Below are 20,039 nucleotides of genomic sequence, written 5' to 3'. Positions count from 1 at the left end.
TACTACCACTAGGTATACTTGGGCTTCACAACTCTCTACAAGGGACAGCCGTAAACTCAATTACGTATTGGGCGGTCGTGCTCTGTTTGATAGGAATAGGTCTAACCTTGCCGTTTTACGGAGGGGAATCGTTCGGTCTGCACGCTATAGGGCAAGAGGCTATAAGGCAACAGGCAGCCACCCTTGTTAGTTTAGCAACTGTCGTCCGTTCTGGAGCAGGTCTCGTTATGTTCCTTGTAGGTCTCCTACTACTTGCCATTACAGGGATTATACTTGCTATCGCAATTTGGTGGTCTGGCAGGTACCCTAAATGGAGTGGTATTCCTTTCGCTTTAGGGATGGGATTATATATTCCACAATTTTTCGGTGGACAGCCTCTACGAATAGCACACGGAATTCAGGTCGCCATAGGTTGTCTATGGATAGCGGTAGGCTTATGGAGACAAAGTAACCAGAATATTGATCAGAAGATACAGTCTACTACTTTCGGCTCCGAAAGTTAGTCAGACAGTCGGCAAATTCGGACTAGGAAAAGGATAACATTTTATTAATTAAGATTGTGAAAGAATGTACTTAGGCTATAGGGTAGCTTTAGTTTAAAAATTATATATAAAAACAGAACGCTTAGATATTAAAATCCAAGCGTTTTATTTTGCTATTTGTACTGTTATTTATGGTGCTACTGTGATTTAGTATGTTATTTCACATGTTTTTTTACATTTTCTCTACGGTATCTGAACTACTTATTTGCACAGGAATCGGCTTTTTTGATGTATGTTTAATAAAATCCCCTTCATTCTCAGGCTTCTTCTTCTCATGCCTAATAAACCAAACTACTGTTTGGTAATCCTTTTTCTATTTTTGGACCTCCTGAGTTCATTACAATTCTATTTGAGTCAGAAGTAACTCACTTTCACTAAGGCAATGCAGTCGTAATGCAATGATTACCGTCTAATGCAGCCCTTATAAGTTGGCACGAATTTTGCATTAATAAGAGTAGGCAAGAATGATAATAAGAAAGGGGCTACAAAACGTGTCTACTTATAATAAAGTACAAAACACAACGAATCAAATTTTTGAAAGAACGCTTACCTATGATTTATACACAGATCCCAATGTTTTAAAGCAGGAACAGGAGGAAATATTTTCAAATACTTGGCAATTAGTGGGGCATGTTAGCCAATTAGAGAAAATAGGGGATTTTTTCACAGTGGATGTAGCTGGTGAACCGATTCTTGTTACACGTGATAAAAATGGTATTATTCAAGCATTTTATAATGTCTGTCCTCACCGTGCGACAAAATTAGAGAAAAATGAAAGCGGTAATAAAAAAATCTTGCAATGCGGGTACCATGGGTGGACATTCCATTTGGATGGAAAATTAAATAAAGCTCCCAATTTTAAAGGTGAAGACTTTGCATGCGTTTCAAATGCCTGCTTGCGTGCAGTCAGAATGGAAATTGCCGAATCATTTATATTTGTGAATTTAGATGATGATGCAGCACCTCTCATTGAAACCTATGGAGATTTTTTTGAAAAACTAAGTAAATTCCCTTTTTTAAAAGAGTTAAAAAGAACTCACAGCAAAACAAGAGTAATTAAAGCGAATTGGAAAGCGTTTATTGATAATTACTTAGAGTGTGATCATTGTCACGTCGCACATCCGAGCTTTGTTGCGACACTTGATATGAACGATTACCAAATTATTACTTGCCAAAATTATTCTGTTCAAGGGTCTATAGTAAAAGCCGACAAAAAAATGGGTTCATTGGATTTTAATGAAGTAGAAATGCAAGGCGGCACTTTTTATTGGTTATGGCCAAATCTAATGATGACGATTTATCCAGGTCCTGGAAACATAGCTACCATCCAAATGATTCCAATCGACCAAGATACTACACTTGGTATTTATACGTATTACTTCCGAGATGAGAATTTAACACAAGAAGAAAAAGATTTAGTTGCATTTGCAGAAGTAGTCCGTAATGAAGATGTTGAACTAGTTGAATTGGAACAAATTGGATTCCGTTCTCGTGCTTTCAATAAAGGTTTTTACTCATCTTCTGAACTAGCAATTGTCCAATTTCATGAATCCGTGCTGAAGGTACTGCAAAAGAATGACGGTGTACGAGGTGAGTATGGTGAAAAAGCATTTATGGATTAACGGGAAAGAAGTTCAAACAGAAGACTATTCACCCTTATATTCTCCTTATACAAGAGAAGCAATCGCTGAAATTGCAGTTGCAAGTAAAGAACAAACACAGCAAGCGATTAAAGCTTCTTTTGATTCAAAAGATGGATTTGCGAAAATGCCGGCTTTTGAGAGAGCCCAAATTCTCGAAAATGCAGTGACGCTGTTAAGAAAACATTTTGACGAAGCAGCGGAGATCATTACCAATGAAACGTCTAAACCAATTACCTTTTCAAAAGGTGAAGTGAGTCGTACGATTGAAACCTATAAATTTGCAGCCGAAGAAGCAAAAAGAATTCATGGGGAAACCATTCCGTTCGATGCAGCTTCAGGTGGAGTCGGGCGTGTTGGTTATACGGTACGAAACCCAATCGGTGTCATTGGGGCAATTACACCATTTAATTTCCCTATGAATCTAGTTGCCCATAAAGTTGGGCCTGCTCTTGCCTCAGGGAATGCTGCAGTTCTAAAACCGGCATCTCAAACACCGCTTTCTGCATTATTTATTGCAAAACTATTCCAGCAGGCTGGTTTACCAGATGGTGTTTTAAATGTCGTAACAGGACCTGGCCGAACAGTAGGTGATGCGCTTGTTGAAGATGAACGCGTCAATATGATTACGTTTACTGGAAGTACTAGCGTTGGAATCAATATTCGGAATAAAGCGAAGTTGAAGAAAACTACACTAGAGCTTGGTTCAAATGCAGCGCTCATTATCGATCAAAATGTAAATATTGAAAAAATCATAGACCGCTGTGTAATGGGTGCTTTTTCAAATCAAGGCCAAGTTTGTATATCGCTGCAGCGAATCTATGTCCATGAAGCCATTCATGAGGAATTCACTGAAAAGTTCGTAGAAGCAACGAAAAAATTGAAATTAGGTGATCCTTTTGACCCTGAAACGTACATCTCAGCATTAATATCGCCTGATGATTTAGATCGTTCATTAAATTGGATTGAAGAAGCAAAACAAAATAATGCTCGTATATTAACTGGCGGAAAAGCGAGCCGAAATATCCTTGAGCCAACAATTATTCAAGATGCTGCAGCAGAACTGAAAGTATCATGCCAAGAAGTATTCTCTCCCATTGTAACGATTAACAAAGTGTTTTCTATTGAGGAAGCCATTTCTCATGTAAATCATTCGCGCTTCGGATTACAGGCAGGAATTTATACGGAGAGTGTAACGAATGCTTTACTCGCTTCCAATAAGCTGCATGTAGGGGCCGTCATTATTAACGATATCCCCACTTTCAGAGTAGATCATATGCCATATGGTGGTGTGAAAGAAAGCGGTACTGGAAGAGAAGGGATTAGATTTGCAGTAGAAGAAATGACCGAATTGAAACTGATTGTCTGGAATCAAAACTGAGGCTACTTAAGGGAAGAGGTTGCATATGAAAACACACAAAATCGCAGTCATAGCTGGAGATGGTATTGGCCCTGAAGTTATAAATGAAGGCATAAAAGTCTTAAATGTCATCGCAACCCTCGACCAAACGTTCCATTTTGACTTCACTTTTTTTCCTTGGGGTTGTGAGTATTATATTCAAAAAGGAAGAATGATTGATGAGGATGGTATTGAGCGTTTGAAAGAATTTGCTGCCATTTATTTAGGTGCAGTAGGATTTCCTGGAGTACCTGATCATATCTCGCTTTGGGAACTGCTTTTAACCATTCGTAAAAGCTTTGATCAATACGTGAACATCCGACCGGTTACTCTTTTAAAGGGCGCGCCTTGTCCACTTGCCGGCGTAAGACAAGAAGAGATTGATATGTTGTTTATTCGAGAGAATACAGAAGGTGAATATGCCGGAGCGGGTGATTGGCTATATAAAGGAAAAAAAGAGGAAGTCGTATTGCAAAATAGTGTTTTTTCTCGTAAAGGAACAGAACGTATCATACGCTATGCGTTTGAAACTGCTTTAAAGCAAGGGAAAACATTAACAAGTATTAGCAAAGGAAATGCCTTAAATTATTCAATGGTATTTTGGGATCAAGTTTTTCAAGAAGTCAGTAAAGAATACCCAACTGTAAAAACGTATTCCTACTTGGTGGATGCAGCAGCTATGCTCATGATCAAAGACCCAAAGCGATTTGAAGTTGTGGTCACGTCCAATTTATTTGGAGATATCTTAACTGATTTAGGAGCGGCGATCGCAGGTGGATTAGGACTTGCAGCAGGAGCCAATTTAAATCCGGAGAGAAAATTCCCTTCCATGTTCGAACCTATACATGGTTCTGCACCAGACATTGCAGGTAGACAGATAGCCAATCCGCTTGCAGCCATTTGGTCTGCAAGTCAATTGCTTGATTACGTTGGTTACGAAAGGTACGGTAAATTGCTGCTAGATGTAATGGAACAATTATTAATCGAAAAACAAGTTTTAACACCTGATTTGGGAGGCTCATCCACAACATCCGAAGTAGGAAACCGAATCGTTGAGCTCCTAACGATTCGGTTAAAATCAGAACATCTCGAAAGAATCAATTAAACAGGCGAAAAGAATGGATAAATGCCCTTAAAACGAACAGGGAAATACAGAACAAAATGATCATTTATTCTGTATTTCCTGCTCAATTTATAAACTCCTGCCTTATTCATTCGATAGAACGTTTACACAGTATTTACGGATCAATTTAACGGCTTTCGTCTGACTGATGGAAAGATCTTTCGCTACCTTTCGAGAACTTTTATGTTTACTGTAAGAATCAATAATTAGTTTCCTCTCAGTCTCTTCTAATATAGTGGGCAATGAATCATCTGCTTGCCTTGAATGAATCGTCTTTTTTACAGGTAATAATTGGGGCGGCAAATCATCTAATTGAATCATCGATTCACTTGTAATCACAAGCCGTTCCATTATATTTTCAAGTTGTCTGATATTGCCAGGCCAATGATAGGTTGTAAAGACATCTAGGACACTTGGAGAGATCGAACGATTGACTTGATATTTATGATTAAATTTCGTTAAAAAATAATCAGTTAATAACGGGATATCATTTTTGCGATTTCGAAGCGGGGGTATTTGAATATCAATTACATTGAGACGGTAATAAAGATCTTCTCGAAATTGTTTCGTATTTACCATTTCAAGCAAATTACGATTCGATGCCGCAATAATTCGCACATCTACTTTTTTCTGTTCACGGCCGCCTACTGGAAAAAAGCTGTGATCTTGTAATACTTGCAGTAATTTGGTTTGAAATTTTAAGGAGATTTCCCCAATCTCATCTAGAAAAATGGTTCCTTTATTTGCTGTTTCAAGCAGCCCGATTTTTCCGTTTTTCAATGCACCGGTAAAGGCACCATTTGAATAGCCGAATAATTCTGATTCCAATAAGTCTTCAGGGATTGCCGCACAATTAATGGCGAGAAACGGGCCATTTTTCCGGTTGCTTAAATCATGGATGTACTTTGCGAGAACGCCCTTTCCAGTCCCAGATTCACCTTGAATCAAGATATTTGTGTCTACGGGTGCAACTTTTTTACAAAATTCAATAATGGCAGACATTTGATCATCGATGGTTAAAAAACTTTTCGGCAGGATCTGTGCATTATGCGAAATCTTTTTCTCTTGAGTGCTCTGCTGGAAGATAGAAATATAATTTTTCTCACGTGCTGTAATAAAAATAAAATCCATTTGTCCATTTACCGGATTAAAAATAGGTATGGCAGTAGTAATTAATTCTTTCCCAGTATGTGTCGTTTGACTAAGGGTAACGGTGTTTTTTTTCTCTAGAACCAGTGGTATAACAGAAGGAGTCCAGTATCCTTTCTCTAGAAAATAATCATTGTGCTTTCCGATTACCTCTTTCTGCCGTAAACCATAATGTTGTTCACACATTTTATTCACGTAAATGATTTCTAAATCCATATTTAAAATATAAATTTCATCAGAAGAATAATTAAGGATATTTAAAAGTACTTCCTTATCAAATTCTAATATTTCCGCATGTTTAGAATTACTTTTCATTTTTTATTCCCCTTTTTTAAAAGCGCTTACAATTGCGTCTCTAATTCTAAAACGATTTTACCAAAATGCGTGCTTTAATTACAGAATATTAAAAATAAATTGCTTACTCAAGCAATGGGAGGATGTTGGATGAAATTTTTCGCGATTTTTTTAACCATTTTTGCGTTCATTGGTTCATTAACTGTTGTGAATCGTGTTGAACCCTATGTATTAGGCCTGCCATTTGTTGTGTTTTGGTCAGCAAGCTGGCTTGTGATTACTTCTATTTGCTTATTTACTAGTAATATCATTTTGGAAAAAAAGGAGGGGAAAAAATGAGCATTATTATTATTGCCGTAACCTTTTTCTTAGCGTTATTTTTAGGAATTCGTGCACGCAAAGGCCGCAACGTACAATTGGAATCATGGGTTGTTGGGAATCGTAATTTTGGAAATATCGTTATGTTTGTGTTAATGGCTGGTGAAATGTTTACAACGTTTATTTTTCTTGGTGCAAGTGGTGCTTCTTACTCCATGGGCGGCCCGGTAATTTATATCTTTTGTGCCGTTACTTATATCATCCCGTTTTGGATTCTGCCTCATATTTGGCGTTATTCCAAAGAACACAAGTTATTAACTCAGCCAGATTTTTTTATTAAAAAATACGATAGTAAACTGTTAGGTCTCTTTGTAGCCATTGTTGGGGTTGTTTCGATTATACCTTACATGGTTCTTCAATTAAATGGTATCAAAATTATTGTTTCGGAAGCTTCATATGGTGCCATTTCACCAAATTTAGCTGTCTGGATTGGAGTCATAGTTGTAACAATCTTCGTTTATATCTCAGGGATTCATGGTTCCGCATTCACAGCGATCTTAAAAGATATTTTAATGCTGGTTACTATTTTATTCTTGGGGATCTATTTGCCATTTCATTACTTTGGCGGAATTGAGCCAATGTTTAAAACACTCGATGCAGCAAAGCCTGGCTTTTTATTGCTGCCGAAATCCGGTTATAGTATTTCATGGTATGTATCTGTTTGTTTAATTGTTGCTCTTGGCCAATATATGTGGCCGCATGTTTTCGGCGCAAGCTTATCTTCTAAAGATGCAAGAACATTACGTCAAAACGCAGCTTTGATTCCACTGTATCAAATTCTCATGGTTTTCATCTTATTCATTGGGTTTACAGCAGTTTTACAAATGCCAAAAATTGAGGGTGGACGTACCGATTTAGTATTGTTTGAAATTGCGAAGGAATCACTTCCACCGTGGTTTATTGGGGTAATTGGTTCGGCTGGATTACTTGCTGCCCTTGTCCCAAGTTCACTATTATTATTAACCGCTTCAACACTGCTTTCAAAAAATATTTACAAAGTGTTCAAACCGGCTACAAGCGAAGCAAAGCTCACTGGACTTACTCGCATATTTGTTCCAGTGATTGCCTTAATCGCATTACTTTTTACATTCTACGGTGGAAAAACAATGTTATCGCTTCTTTTAATGTCCTATAGTTTTGTTTTACAATTGTTCCCAGCTTTAATCGTTACGTTCTTCAGACGAAATCCAGTAACAAAAATTGGAGCAGGAGCAGGTATTCTTTCGGGAATAGTAACCGTTGCTTACGTTACCATTAAAAATACAACTTTCGGTTCATTATTCCCGTATGCACCACAAGTTTTGAAAGATCTTGATCCAGGATTTCTTGCGTTCACCATCAATTTTATCTTTATGTTTACCGTAAGCGGCATTTCTCATATTCTATCCAGCAAACCAAGTATAGGGCAGAAAGTAGTCAAGCAATGATGGTAATGATATGAAAATTGTATGTATTGGTGATAGTTTAACAGATGGCTTCGGTGTACCGAAAGTGAACGCGTGGCCAAATGTCCTTCAAAATGAATTGGCTGTCGAAATCAATAACAAAGGAATATCTGGTGATACTAGTTCTGGTATGCTAGCCCGTTTTTATCATGATGTACTAACCAATATTCCAACACACGTCATTATCTGTGCTGGTGGAAATGATTTGTGGTGGAATGTCGAAGTGAATAGTATTCTTGCCAATCTGTATTCAATGGTTAAACAAGCTTACCATCATAAAATCGTACCGATTTTAGCAATTCAGCCGACCATACATGCTGAATTTGTCGATAGAGAAACGGTTTGGGAACCGATTGCTGGATATCAACACCTGCAAGAAAATTCGAATGAATTAGCTAATAAAATAATGAGTATGGCAAAAAACAATCATTTTCATCTGGTTGATTTTCGCGTTCCATTTCTAAATCAACAGAATGAACCGATAGGTAAGTATTATGAAGGAACAGATGGCATTCATCCAAATGAATTAGGGCATATAGCTTTGGCAAAGCAGGCATCTCAAACGATTATTCAGATTAACTAATGATACAAAAGATTGTGGTAAAAATGTAGTGACCAAAGAACTGCAGGATTAGTTCCCTCGGACTTATGTTCGAGGGAACGTTTTGTTAAGGTTGTTGTACTCTTTATGCATAAATAAATACACGAAAATAGAAGGCATATTTATCATAAAGGTGTTAGTTCTTCTAATGAAAGAACATCTTTTAATTTTTTGAATGATGGAAAGTGCATAGTTTTCATCTTCACATTCGTTATTTTATCATTGAGTTGAGTTTTCTTAGTTTGTAGTTATTTGATTTTATTATCTGTTAGTTTGAGGTACTCGACTAATTCTTCTTTTAATATCATCGGTGAACAAATTGACATCGTTTAATTTCTTTTGCTTTAAAGCATCAATTTCTGATTGGATTTTTTCCAGTTCTTTCTGAAATGGATGCTTTTTATTATTGAGTTTTTTAAGAAAATGGTGTGCCGACTTTCGCATATGAGCTTTCAAAAGCAGTAGAAGATGGTTACTTAGTTGATTAACGTACTCGTGAGACGTCATTAAAAATTTTAGATAATGGTATTCATTACGATGAATCTCAACCAATCAGCTTACATAAACCCATCAGCATCTCTTGTGCTACCATATACACTCCGCATTGTGAGTCGATCGCTTGGTTGGAGTTGTTATAATAGAAAAGCAGTTGATATAGAAAAAATCTATACCATCTGCTTTTTTGTTTATAAAAATACCATTCAGGACCGATTTTCGTTAAAATAAACATTGCCCATTTTCACAATAGTTTTTCACAAATTATAAATGTCTAAATGTGCTTGGGTTTGATAATAAGTTATTAAGCATGATATAAGTGTAAAAGAAACATTTTGCTTTTTATTTTTGACAAAAAGTTTAAAGATTTACCCACAGTGAGAGGATTTGAGTTTGAAATGATAGATAATTTTTGGCGTGATTTACCACGGCCATTTTTTGTACTTGCACCAATGGAAGATGTGACAGATGTTGTTTTTCGTCATGTAGTAAGTGAAGCTGGTCGACCGGATGTTTTTTTCACTGAGTTTACAAACTCGGATAGCTATTGTCATCCAGAGGGCATGAAAAGTGTGCGTGGCCGTTTGATGTTCACAGAAGATGAACAGCCAATGGTGGCACATATTTGGGGGGATCATCCCGAATATTTCCGTCAAATGAGTATTGGCATGGCAGAGCTGGGATTTAAAGGCATTGATATTAATATGGGCTGTCCTGTCCCGAACGTGGCATCGAGAGGGAAAGGAAGTGGACTTATTCTGCGTCCAGACGTTGCGGCAGAACTTATTCAAGCAGCAAAAGCGGGCGGACTGCCTGTCAGCGTGAAAACACGGCTTGGCTATGAGGATGTAAATGAGTGGGAGGAGTGGCTAACGCATATTTTAAAACAGGATATTGCGAACCTTTCTATTCATTTACGTACAAGAAAGGAAATGAGCCAAGTAGATGCGCATTGGGAGCTAATTCCGGAAATCAAAAAATTGCGTGACCTTATCGCGCCGAATACGCTGCTAACAATCAATGGAGACATTCCTGACCGTCAAACTGGGCTGCAGCTTGCTGAACAATATGGTATTGATGGCGTTATGATCGGGCGGGGTATTTTTAAAAATCCTTTTGCTTTTGAAAAAGAGCCAAAAGATCATAGCAGTAAAGAATACCTTGATCTTTTAAGACTGCAGCTTGATCTTCAAGATCAATATGCGGAAGCAGTGCCGCGTTCAATCACAGGGCTTCATCGCTTTTTCAAAATTTATGTCAAAGGATTCCCTGGAGCTGCTGAATTAAGAAATCAATTGATGAACACGAAATCAACAGATGAAGTGCGTGCATTGCTTGATAACTTTGGAAAAGAATGTTGATGGGACGGGGACAGTGAAAAGATGTAAATGTTAGAGAAAAAATGAATCACATCACAATTTTTGTTTTGATAAAGTCTGTTTTCTAGAATGTAATAAACCCACAAGCACCTTGTGTTGCCACATACACTCTGCGCATGTGGAGTTTGTAGCATTGCTAAATTAACTTTTATCTAACATGTAATTATAAAGAGAGGAGTGCAAATAGAAAATGGCTTTCTATTCCGAAAGAATCTAGAAGTCGTTTATTAAGTAATGTTTGGTGCGGCAAGTGTTCGAATGTAATCACTATTGCAGGTTTTATAGTAGAAGATGGTGAACATGGTATAGTCTTAAGAGGGAAATGTAAAAATTGCGGTCATGAAGTTGCAAGGGTTGTTGATGGATAATCCTAAACCGGAGTCGAGTGAACAGGCGACTCCGGTTTTTATTGGACTTTTTTATAAGGGGACTTAAAGAGATCCTAAAGGGTAGGTTAGTTCATTAATTTAAAGTTGTTCGTTTCTTCTGAAAAAGATACACAAATAGATCATATCTAAGATGAAAAGCAAATCTTTTGTGGGTAAAAAAACCAAGCCACCCGGACTAAATTGCTCTCATCACCAATACAATAATTGAGCAGGGAAATCCCCCTGAAGAACCATAATCCCGGGAGGAATAAAATGAAATTCATCCGGCTCTCCATATTGGTTATTATCTGCACCTTGCTTATCTCCACATCCCTCAGCAATGTCATTGCAGCTGAGCAAGCTCGAACGATACAGTTGTTCCAGAAATCTTCGCTATACAAATCTAATTCTATAAAATCAGCAAATCTCGGCACTTTGCCGCCTCAGACACTCAAAATCCTCGAAAAAAACAAAGAATACTATAAGGTAAAAACCTCTAAAGGAAACTACTGGGTTCACCCAACAGACTTCAGGGATGAATTCGGAAAACATCGTCTTTATGTAACTAAAATGCTGTCTCTATTCAATGGCAGGTCTTATAAAAATCAGAGAACGGACGTAATTAATCCCCAGTTTGTTACTGTTTTAGAATCAAACAAAGGCTGGCTCAAAGTTAGTTCAGTAAAGGGTACAGGCTGGATCAACCTGGCTGAAAAGCTTAAAGTCGCGTACATTACTTTTGATGATGGACCGAGCAAATATACTTCTCAGATACTGGACATCTTAAAAAGTAAGAAGGCCAAGGCGACGTTTTTTGCAATAGAGCCCAACATTAGAACATACAAGACTAGTATGATAAGAGTGAACAAGGAAGGGCATTATATAGGACTGCATAGTGTTTCTCATAGTGTGAAAAAGTTATATAAAGGCAGCTACAGTAATGTAGCGAAGGAAATGGAAACGACGAGGAAAACATTGAAGTCGGTGGCGGGGGTTAATCATTATTTGGTCCGGGTGCCTTATGGCAGCAAGCCGTATATGACAAAGCCCTTTAGAGATTGGCTGGTGAAGTATCATTTTAAAATGTGGGATTGGACGATTGACAGCAATGACTGGAGATATAGTACCAGCCAATACACTACGATCATTAAGAATGTAAAATCCGCCGTGCCTGCAGTGGAAAGACAAAAAAAGTCCATCATCGTTTTGATGCATGAGCGGCCGCAATCGGTTAGAGCTTTGCCTCAGATAATTGATTATTTGAAGTCGAAGGGGTATGTTTTGGTGCCTTATGATCCGCGTCATCATGTTGTGAGCAACTTTTGGAATGATAGCAGGTTATAGATGAAATTAAAACAGAGAAGAATGAAGAATAAATAAATTTATAGATTCACAACTTGAATTTCAGTTGTGACTTTTTTTTTGGCCATTTTTAAACTGTTAATAATGCTATAGTTTTAATTGCAAGCTGCTATATAAAATACCTGAAATGACTATTTATGGAATAGGAGGATGCTAATGAGTTCTTCTAAGGTTTCTTTTTCTCTGCGGAAAAAGGGATAGAAAAAAATCGCAGGTCATTAATCGTCCAATACTCAAACGCAGATTTAATCAAGCATGGAGACCTTTTCAGCGTATGAAATATGCTATCGCGCAAAAAGATGATGATTTAGCTCGTTCCCATTTTGTCAGCTTTACTTGTATTGCAGACAGTAATACTTATATTGAGTTGCTTGAAGAGGTTATAAAATAATTCCAACACTATCAAATGGTAAAAAAGCTGATAGACGAAAGATCGCTTACAGATATATCTTGTACAAGATTTGAAAAACTGTTGAAGTGTGCATATTGAGGAAAAAAAGGTTAGATACTGGTATCAAATTAAAACTGAATTCTCGGGAAAAGTTGACAGACTGTCAAAGATCATTAGGATTCTTAAAAGCAACTTCCATAACTTTAACGAATTCCAAGTTATGGAAGGAAATAAAAATGTACAGAAAACCATAATCAAAGCTCAGAAAGGCTTTTTTACTCAATATAATGCACGGGAAAGATTACTGGATCTGTATATAGGCTATTGCATGGGGAAAAAATTACTCCTCAAAGTACTGTGGGAGAGTATGGGGTACATAATGAAACAATAAAAAAAGATATCTATACCATCAATAACATCTTAAGCAAATATGATAACGCTGTGACATGGGATGGCTACTATAGGATTAAAACAAGCAGATTCACAAAGAAATAAACGGAGAGATCAGTACCATTTTTGACGCTATTTCTAGCAATAGATACATCTTGCAATTTAGTTCCTTTTTCCAATTCAAAAATTCATGTGAGCGGAAAAAGTTTTGATATATAAATAATTCTAATAGGGGAGATAGAATCTAATATGTTTACGATTGAAAGCATTGCGCAAATTGATCATTCAAAGGAATTTGAAATTTTGAATCAAACATTCCACAAATTTAACCCATTAAAGATATTGAGAGTGGACCAATATGAAATTCGCCATTCAAACGTTCTTGCGTGGCTTATAAATCCTCATGAAAGTCATTTTTTAGGGAATTTTTTTGTGAAAAAACTATTCTCCAAATTGATAACAAAAGTCGAAAATGAAGATAAACTTCAGCGAATTGATTATCTGCCTTTGCTGCATGCTTCATTTTCCGAAGTCAGGGTATTTCGAGAAGTTAAAACGGATAGCAATCGCTATATTGACATATTAGTAGAAATTCCTTCAGAAAAGCTGGTTTTATTAATTGAAAATAAATTCAATGCGGTTGAATCAGAAGGGCAGCTTGAAGATTACTTAAACTTTGCCAGCAATAAATATAATGAAAATGACTATCAAATTGTTCCAATCTTCTTAACGTTAAAGAAAGATATGCCATCTTTTGAAGAGTATTGGGTTTTGGACTACAATGATATATTGGAAATTATTGAAACCTACATTAATTTTAATGGAATTGCCATATCCAGTGGAGTTTATGAATTTCTAAATTACTATATTGAGATTCTTCAAGAAGAGCTTGTGCAGGATGAGGAATTAATTGAACTAGCTTTAGAAGCTTATAAAGCAAACAAGACGTCTATAGAGCTTCTCTATTTTGTTGAGCACGAAGAGCTGCTGCTTAAGCAGCAATATCGTTTTAAAAATGAGAGAGAGCTTCTGGCTGGCTTAAGCGAGGAACAGAAAGAAAGCCTTAAGAAGATTTATTATCAAAAGAAAAAAGCCATCGACTATGTTTTTGAAATTGGGAGCAATGTTTTACGCCAAGCATTTCTCTCTTTTATTAAAAAACAGGAATTTCCTGAAGAAGTATACAAAGCCGACGTACAGTTTCCAAATTTTATATTGCCTGAATGGAAAGAGTTTAGTGAAGTATTGGGGCAGCCGGAACAGGGGTACTGGCTGCAGAATGGTTTAATTATTTGGTTTGAACGGACGTGGGATGAAAAGTTAAAGCTTAATCTCGAAGTGGGACCTATTCCTTTTGAAAATCGGTTTACATTTTTATCCAGTATTGAAGAACAAGAAGTATTTTTCCGCAGATCAGGGAAATTAGAAGGCAAAAAATATACAAAAATTTATACCTGTACTGCTGAAATTAATGATTGGTCCGATAAAGAAAGCATCTTAATGGGCATGGAAAGGCTTTTTAATGACACTGATTTAGAGAAATTATTTAAAAAGATTGCTATAGCTATTGAAGGCATGAAAGAGGAATTCTCAGAAGATAATATCCAGGAAGATACACTGCTTCATGTAAAGAGGAAAGATTATCCTATTCAAGCATTTGAATTATTTGCTCTAGGACAAAATATTAGCTCTGAAGATTATTTTATAAACAGAAGCCGTGCTTCATTTTTACTCCCGATTTTTCGCGAACTGGAAAAAACATACGGAAGTACAGTTCAAAAATGGTGGTGGCATAGCAGTACATTCAACTTTTGGTTTGAACGATTAAAAGACGATAGGCTTAAGCTTACACTTGAATTAGGGCCTCTGAAAGATTATAAGCGATTAGAATTAATCAAAGAAATGGAAGGGGCCGGAGCAGAATTCTCTGAAAAATCAAAGCAACCTAGCTCTAAATTTACACGCCTCTTCTCTAAATCAAAGGTAGTCTCAACATGGGATGACCCAATGGCAGTTTGTGAAGAAATGAAAAAGTTATATAACGATGCTGATAACCAGACTATTCTAGGCATCATTGAGAGTATCAGTTAAGGGAAGAGAATCTTGGTGACAATGAAAAAATTTAGTTATTGAACTTTTAGAATATTTTCATTAGAGAGTGAAGCTTTGCGCTCACTCTTTTTTGTATAAGGCTTCATTGATTTTTGAATTGAATAATAATCATACCAATGGAGAAATTTTGTCATTTATTAAATAAAGAGATATAAAATTAGTTGGTCTCCATAGCAGCAAAAACCAGACTGGATCTCACCAATACAATAATTGAGCAGGGAATATTCCCCCTGAAGAATCATAATGATTATCAGACTGATTGCAGTTTCGAGTACTCTCATAATGATAATAGGCTATATAGTATCTTGTCTTAACCAAACGGCGTAAATAAGGTGAACACCACTACATCACGGCTTATTTTCTTTATCTGCGCTTAGCAGTCTAGTCATGTGGAGTGTATCTCGCAACTCATTTTAAAGAAAGGCAACTAACCCTCCGGGGCGTTGCCTTTTCATGTTTCTTGTAACGGATTAACAAAGCTGTATTGAATATGGACAGCGCCATTGTGATTACAAGTAATCTTCTCAACTAGGGAATGCAGCACCTGTTTTCGGTTTTAAGGGGATGGCTAATATATTCTCTTCTTTTATTTCATTATCCTCAAGTGAGGAAATGGCTAACTCTAAATGAAAAGAGTGCTCGAAGGAGGCAATCACATGCATAGATATTCACTTTCCCTTTCTATCTGGGTAAGTTAAAGCCTTTTCTTTGGTATTTACGGGTTAAAAAATCAGTTTGTTCCGCTTTGAATAATTTGCCGAAAGGGATTATCATCTTAGGAAGAGGCTCTGTATATAAAATAAAATAGATGGAATATCCCACTAACGGCTGCGTTAGTGGAATATGACATTATTAAAAAAAGACGATAACCTAATCAGTTTTTACTAATTCCTACTGCATATAGATTATATAGAAAAAGCAATGGAAACCAATTCCATTGCTTTTTCTATTGCTAATTTAATCTAAAAAGTGTGCGATTTATAAATGCGAATTAGGTTGCGAATTGAGGTTTTGCACCTCTCAACCGAACCCGTTAGTTTTCAAAACCGGCTTTTTAATTGTTGATGAGCTAGACTAGAGCTTAAACAGCTCCTCAAAGGTATTGGATAGGGCGTACCATTGATTTTCTCTTACAGCCTTTAGTTGTTGTATAATGATTTTCGCTGTATGAATATCAGTGTCATGAAGATTTTCTACTGGTTGGCTGTTCTTTAATTTTTCCACTACGTTTAACAACATATCGCAAAGTGTTTGTTTGAACTCTTTATATTCATCTGGGTAAAGGGTAGAAAGTTCATTATATTCGCTAACAACGTAATGGATTTGAGTAAAAGTAAGGGCTGGCTTATGTTCAAGGGCAAGGGCAAATACATCAATATACGGATGTTTTTTCATTAATTTGTATAAGTTACCCATTGCTTCCGGAAAATTGTTTGGGGATGTGGGATGTTCCTGATGATAAGAAAAACATTGCGGATCCAAGATAAAGCGTGCCCCTTCTTTATACAATCGGTAACCCAACTCCCAGTCCTCTGCACCGTATCCTTTGAAGGACTGATCAAAGTATCCTGTTTTTTCTAATTGACTTCGGTGAACCGAAACATTTCCTGTTAAAAATGCAATATAGGGAAGGGTATAATTACTCAGATCGAAACCAAAATCACTTAACCCGGTGTTAAGCATTTGAGTAAAATACCAGTTAGGAAACGAAAGCCTTTTAAAGCTTTTATTGTCAATATTTTTCTTTGTAATTAGGGGATATAGTCTCTTAGAGTTGGAATGATTTTGTTTGAAATTATTATACGAAAACATAAAAAATGAATCGTTTGCTACAAAGTCATTTATATGCGCCCATTGATTGTGATTAAATTCTGAAGTAAGAAAGGTATATATTCCTCGATAGTGCATGGCTCCACAGACAACTGTATTTTTGTCGTTCAGATGATGTTTAAAATGATTCTCCACGAAGTCGGGTTCTATAAGCATTTCAGCATCCAGAAAAATAATGATGTCTCCTTTTGCATGTTTTATACCAAGGTTACGAGCTTTAGACCTTCCGATATTTTCTTTTGGGCGTATATACTTAAACCTAAATAAAGGATTCAATTCCTCTGGTATTAAATGTGTCTTGTCCATCGAGCAATCATCTACTAAAATTACTTCAAATTCAGCAGGGGAAAAGGTTTGTTTTTCCAAACAATACAGCGAAAGAGAAACGTAATCGTATTTATTGTACGAAGGCATAATAATACTTACCTTTATGTCATTTAATAATTGCCTGGGTGTGTCCCTATTGAAATCATAGTTGTTCATTTTGTCCAATTTTTTCCTCCCTGTAATTTTTTACTTTATAAGCTATGTAAAAGTTGATAGGGTGATTGGACAACTTAACCTAGTGGTGTTGCATTTTTATATTTTTTGTTATTTAAGTATCAATTAAAATTCTGGAAGTTAAATCGAATGCAAAAAAAGGAGTCCTATTAGCAAAGTTTTGCTTATAGGACTCCTTTTGAAGATGCATAGATATATTTTTTTATCATCACATCCATTAATCAGTCAAGAAAACAGAATTTCGATCCTAAAAACTTATTAAGAAACAGATTCTATTTTTTCTGATAGACTATTTCTAACTTTTATGTTGTGAATTTTTGGTAAGTCAATGTTCAACCATTGGTTTAATAATTTGTTAAAACAACTAAAATTCTCTCCATCGTTTAAAATAGGAAAATGAGCTCTTCATGAAAACATAATATTCCATAAAATTGACAGGAAACCAAAAGGTTACGTATAATAAATACGAAATCTTTTGGCTACATAAAAGTGAGGGATGGTTAGAATGAACCAAACTGCGCAGCAACAAAATAATATTCCAGATATTCATCAAACCATTATCATTAACGCTCCTATTCAGGAAGTTTGGAAAGTAATCTCCACCTCGGAGGGGATAGCTCAATGGCAAATGCCCAATACCTTAACATCGGAATTAGGAGCCCAGTTTACTTTTACTTCACCGCCTATTCAAGAATGGGATGGGATTATTTATTCTACTCTTGTAGAATATAACCCACCAATCAAACTCAGTTACACTTGGAAAACTAACGTTATTAAAGAAGAATTAATGGTAACGTTTGAGTTGGAAGCAAAAAGTGATCAAACGGTATTGCGTTTATCACATACGGGCTGGTCAAAATGTTCTTCCGATAAGTTATTTGTTCGTAATATGCTTGATAAGGGTTGGGCAGAAAATGGTTTGGAAAATATGAAAAAAATAGTGGAAGGATAAGTAAGTTTGACCAGAACTTCTACTCAAAATGACATCTTTCAAGCAATTGCAGATCCAACCCGTAGGAGAATACTTCAATTGTTAGCTAGACGTGAAATGCCAATTACCTTATTGAGTCAGCATTTTTCAATTAGCCGTCCTGCTGTCACCAAACATCTCAATGTTCTATCGAAAGCTGGGTTAGTGAGTGATTGTAAGATTGGGCGGGAAAGACGATATAAAGTAGAGGCTGAACCTTTACGTGAAATACAACAATGGATAAATCATTTCGAATCCTTATGGATGGACAGTCTAAGTGAATTGAAAGATTATATTGAAAAAAACAATTAAAAATGACGGTGCGATAATCCAGAAAGGACTATCCTACTTTTTTATTTAAATCTTTATTAGGCTTTTATAGATCCAACTGCATCTACAAAAAGCTTTTCTCATTGAACGAAAAGGCAGGTTTGTTCAAAAAGACTAATTTAAAAGCATTTTTTTAAATTGATAAATCCAACGATTCTACGGAATTACAAATGAAGCTGTTAAAGATGCTCCCAGCTGGGGTGAAGTTTGGCCCTTATCGGCTTTGGAAGGGGGATATCAGAATTTAATATCAAGGAATAAGGCTGAGAATTCGAATTTTTGGCGGCAATAGCATAATATCGAAGGAGGAAGACATGGAAGTTTTTGCAAAATATTTAGCAGGTATTGATAACCCCGGCCACCGCGACCGAACAGAGGAAATTTTGGCGTGGGTTGCTAATAAATTCCCAAATTTGGAACCGCAAATCAAGTGGAATACCCCAATGTTTTCCGATCACGGCACATTTATCATCGGCTTTTCCACAGCGAAGCATCATTTGAGCGTTTCACCCGAAGAAGTAGGCATTGCGCACTTTACCGATGACATTGCACAAGCTGGCTACAGCGCTACCAAAGGCTTGTTTCGAATTCCGTGGAATGAGTTGGTAAATTACGAATTGCTTGAGAAAATGATTGAATTTAATATTCAGGATAAAGCAGAATATACGAATTTTTGGCGGAAATAATAGATGTCGCCTTAACAAAAAACGCATGACACGAAAAAATGTCATGCGTTTTCTCAATTAAGTCGCCAACAGCTCAATAGTAGCAATATGCGAACGCCCGTCAAAATACTTCCCCAGCACCAGTCATAATGTTCCGTTAAATTCAATATTAAATCTGATAATGTTTGCTCTCAGTCACTAATTGATTGGAATGAGTTATCTAAATTGATTTTTGATAATAATAGAAAAAGTGTATCATTCACTGAGATGGAAGGAAATCTTGTAAAGCTAAATTCTTTAAAAAACAGTTTCTCATTTGTAATACACGTTAACTGGATACTCGCTAGTTGAGAAAGAGGAGATTTAATATGATTTGTGATTGAGATGGTAGTAGCCTTTCTTTTTTTTGCAATTTCAAAAATATCAAGCAATATCTTCGAGTCGCCGGAGTTTGAAATGCCAATGACGACATCTTCTTCTGTCAATGAATGAGCAAATGAAACTTGCATTTCTGGAATTGTATTACCTGCTGCCACAAATTGAACAAGACTGCACCGACTAATAATATCGAGATACTTTTGAACCTCTTTGGAATGGGAGAAAGGACGCCGTTTGTTTGAGTTCATCGATCTTATCCTAGAAATCTAGGAGCCTCAGCTGGTAGACAAAGTCTCA

Annotated in this window: 15 protein-coding genes; 12 read left to right on the top strand and 3 right to left on the bottom strand. The window is 36.4% G+C overall.

What is annotated here, in order from left to right:
• Positions 1-1,033 precede the first annotated feature (1,033 nt).
• The 3 genes from ACOT8F_RS16190 to ACOT8F_RS16180 are packed head-to-tail and all read left to right on the top strand — an operon-like array spanning position 1,034 to position 4,686.
• Positions 1,034-2,164: an aromatic ring-hydroxylating oxygenase subunit alpha gene (locus ACOT8F_RS16190; RefSeq protein WP_421652962.1), complete on the top strand. Its 1,131-nt coding sequence runs from the start codon at positions 1,034-1,036 to the stop codon at positions 2,162-2,164.
• Entirely contained in the window at positions 2,139-3,563 is a 1,425-nt protein-coding gene (locus tag ACOT8F_RS16185; RefSeq protein ID WP_421652961.1) for an aldehyde dehydrogenase family protein, read from the top strand. The genes ACOT8F_RS16190 and ACOT8F_RS16185 overlap by 26 nt, the downstream gene beginning before the upstream one ends.
• Before the next feature lie 25 nt (positions 3,564-3,588).
• Entirely contained in the window at positions 3,589-4,686 is a 1,098-nt protein-coding gene (locus ACOT8F_RS16180; protein ID WP_421652960.1) for a tartrate dehydrogenase, read from the top strand.
• Positions 4,687-4,788: 102 nt separating this feature from the next.
• Here the strand turns inward: ACOT8F_RS16180 and ACOT8F_RS16175 are convergent, their stop codons facing one another.
• Positions 4,789-6,168 carry a sigma-54 interaction domain-containing protein gene (locus ACOT8F_RS16175; RefSeq protein ID WP_421652959.1) on the bottom strand — a complete coding sequence of 460 codons (1,380 nt, stop codon included), beginning with the start codon at positions 6,166-6,168 and terminating at the stop codon, positions 4,789-4,791.
• Positions 6,169-6,297: 129 nt separating this feature from the next.
• Here ACOT8F_RS16175 and ACOT8F_RS16170 point away from each other — a divergent pair, with 129 nt between their 5' ends.
• From ACOT8F_RS16170 to ACOT8F_RS16145, 6 genes are all read left to right on the top strand, one after another.
• The gene (locus ACOT8F_RS16170) at positions 6,298-6,486 is read left to right on the top strand and encodes a DUF3311 domain-containing protein (RefSeq protein ID WP_421652958.1); all 189 of its coding nucleotides are present in this window, start codon (positions 6,298-6,300) and stop codon (positions 6,484-6,486) included.
• Entirely contained in the window at positions 6,483-7,952 is a 1,470-nt protein-coding gene (locus ACOT8F_RS16165; protein WP_421652957.1) for a sodium:solute symporter family protein, read from the top strand. Before ACOT8F_RS16170 ends, ACOT8F_RS16165 begins: the two co-directional genes overlap by 4 nt.
• A gap of 10 nt (positions 7,953-7,962) precedes the next feature.
• Positions 7,963-8,553: a GDSL-type esterase/lipase family protein gene (locus tag ACOT8F_RS16160; RefSeq protein ID WP_421652956.1), complete on the top strand. Its 591-nt coding sequence runs from the start codon at positions 7,963-7,965 to the stop codon at positions 8,551-8,553.
• Positions 8,554-9,443: 890 nt separating this feature from the next.
• Positions 9,444-10,427 (top strand): tRNA dihydrouridine synthase, encoded by a 984-nt coding sequence (locus ACOT8F_RS16155; RefSeq protein ID WP_421652955.1) that lies wholly within the window; start codon positions 9,444-9,446, stop codon positions 10,425-10,427.
• A 659-nt stretch (positions 10,428-11,086) separates the two neighbouring features.
• Complete coding sequence (locus ACOT8F_RS16150; protein ID WP_421652954.1) at positions 11,087-12,157, top strand: polysaccharide deacetylase family protein; 1,071 nt, start codon at positions 11,087-11,089, stop codon at positions 12,155-12,157.
• A 1,048-nt stretch (positions 12,158-13,205) separates the two neighbouring features.
• Positions 13,206-15,047 carry a PDDEXK-like family protein gene (locus ACOT8F_RS16145; protein ID WP_421652953.1) on the top strand — a complete coding sequence of 614 codons (1,842 nt, stop codon included), beginning with the start codon at positions 13,206-13,208 and terminating at the stop codon, positions 15,045-15,047.
• Positions 15,048-16,142: 1,095 nt separating this feature from the next.
• Here ACOT8F_RS16145 and ACOT8F_RS16140 read toward each other — a convergent pair.
• A complete protein-coding gene (locus tag ACOT8F_RS16140) occupies positions 16,143-17,381 on the bottom strand; it encodes a glycosyltransferase (protein ID WP_421652979.1) in 1,239 nt (412 codons plus the stop codon).
• Between the two features lie 523 nt (positions 17,382-17,904).
• On the opposite strand from ACOT8F_RS16140, the gene ACOT8F_RS16135 reads away from it, so the two are divergent.
• The 3 genes from ACOT8F_RS16135 to ACOT8F_RS16125 all read left to right on the top strand — a co-directional run bounded on the left by ACOT8F_RS16135 (position 17,905) and on the right by ACOT8F_RS16125 (position 19,385).
• Positions 17,905-18,351 carry an SRPBCC family protein gene (locus ACOT8F_RS16135; protein ID WP_421652952.1) on the top strand — a complete coding sequence of 149 codons (447 nt, stop codon included), beginning with the start codon at positions 17,905-17,907 and terminating at the stop codon, positions 18,349-18,351.
• Between the two features lie 6 nt (positions 18,352-18,357).
• Positions 18,358-18,681: an ArsR/SmtB family transcription factor gene (locus tag ACOT8F_RS16130; RefSeq protein ID WP_421652951.1), complete on the top strand. Its 324-nt coding sequence runs from the start codon at positions 18,358-18,360 to the stop codon at positions 18,679-18,681.
• 332 nt (positions 18,682-19,013) lie between these two features.
• Positions 19,014-19,385 carry an iron chaperone gene (locus ACOT8F_RS16125; RefSeq protein ID WP_421652950.1) on the top strand — a complete coding sequence of 124 codons (372 nt, stop codon included), beginning with the start codon at positions 19,014-19,016 and terminating at the stop codon, positions 19,383-19,385.
• A gap of 170 nt (positions 19,386-19,555) precedes the next feature.
• Here ACOT8F_RS16125 and ACOT8F_RS16120 read toward each other — a convergent pair whose 3' ends face one another.
• Positions 19,556-19,990, bottom strand: coding sequence for a MurR/RpiR family transcriptional regulator (locus ACOT8F_RS16120; protein ID WP_421652949.1), 435 nt, complete (start codon positions 19,988-19,990; stop codon positions 19,556-19,558).
• Between the last annotated feature and the right edge of the window lie 49 nt (positions 19,991-20,039).

The sequence above is a fragment of the Chryseobacillus diguaensis genome (assembly GCF_049220665.1).
GTDB lineage: Bacteria > Bacillota > Bacilli > Bacillales > Bacillaceae > Metabacillus_B.
This window is presented reverse-complemented; position numbering and strand designations above follow the sequence as displayed.

Bases quoted from the DNA above. Each gene is read 5' to 3' on its own strand.
- ACOT8F_RS16185 (WP_421652961.1), top strand. From the start codon at position 2,139: ATGGTGAAAAAGCATTTATGGATTAACGGGAAAGAAGTTCAAACAGAA.
- ACOT8F_RS16180 (WP_421652960.1), top strand. From the start codon at position 3,589: ATGAAAACACACAAAATCGCAGTCATAGCTGGAGATGGTATTGGCCCT.
- ACOT8F_RS16175 (WP_421652959.1), bottom strand. From the start codon at position 6,168: ATGAAAAGTAATTCTAAACATGCGGAAATATTAGAATTTGATAAGGAA.
- ACOT8F_RS16170 (WP_421652958.1), top strand. From the start codon at position 6,298: ATGAAATTTTTCGCGATTTTTTTAACCATTTTTGCGTTCATTGGTTCA.
- ACOT8F_RS16165 (WP_421652957.1), top strand. From the start codon at position 6,483: ATGAGCATTATTATTATTGCCGTAACCTTTTTCTTAGCGTTATTTTTA.
- ACOT8F_RS16160 (WP_421652956.1), top strand. From the start codon at position 7,963: ATGAAAATTGTATGTATTGGTGATAGTTTAACAGATGGCTTCGGTGTA.
- ACOT8F_RS16150 (WP_421652954.1), top strand. From the start codon at position 11,087: ATGAAATTCATCCGGCTCTCCATATTGGTTATTATCTGCACCTTGCTT.
- ACOT8F_RS16145 (WP_421652953.1), top strand. From the start codon at position 13,206: ATGTTTACGATTGAAAGCATTGCGCAAATTGATCATTCAAAGGAATTT.
- ACOT8F_RS16140 (WP_421652979.1), bottom strand. From the start codon at position 17,381: ATGAACAACTATGATTTCAATAGGGACACACCCAGGCAATTATTAAAT.
- ACOT8F_RS16135 (WP_421652952.1), top strand. From the start codon at position 17,905: ATGAACCAAACTGCGCAGCAACAAAATAATATTCCAGATATTCATCAA.
- ACOT8F_RS16125 (WP_421652950.1), top strand. From the start codon at position 19,014: ATGGAAGTTTTTGCAAAATATTTAGCAGGTATTGATAACCCCGGCCAC.
- ACOT8F_RS16120 (WP_421652949.1), bottom strand. From the start codon at position 19,990: ATGAACTCAAACAAACGGCGTCCTTTCTCCCATTCCAAAGAGGTTCAA.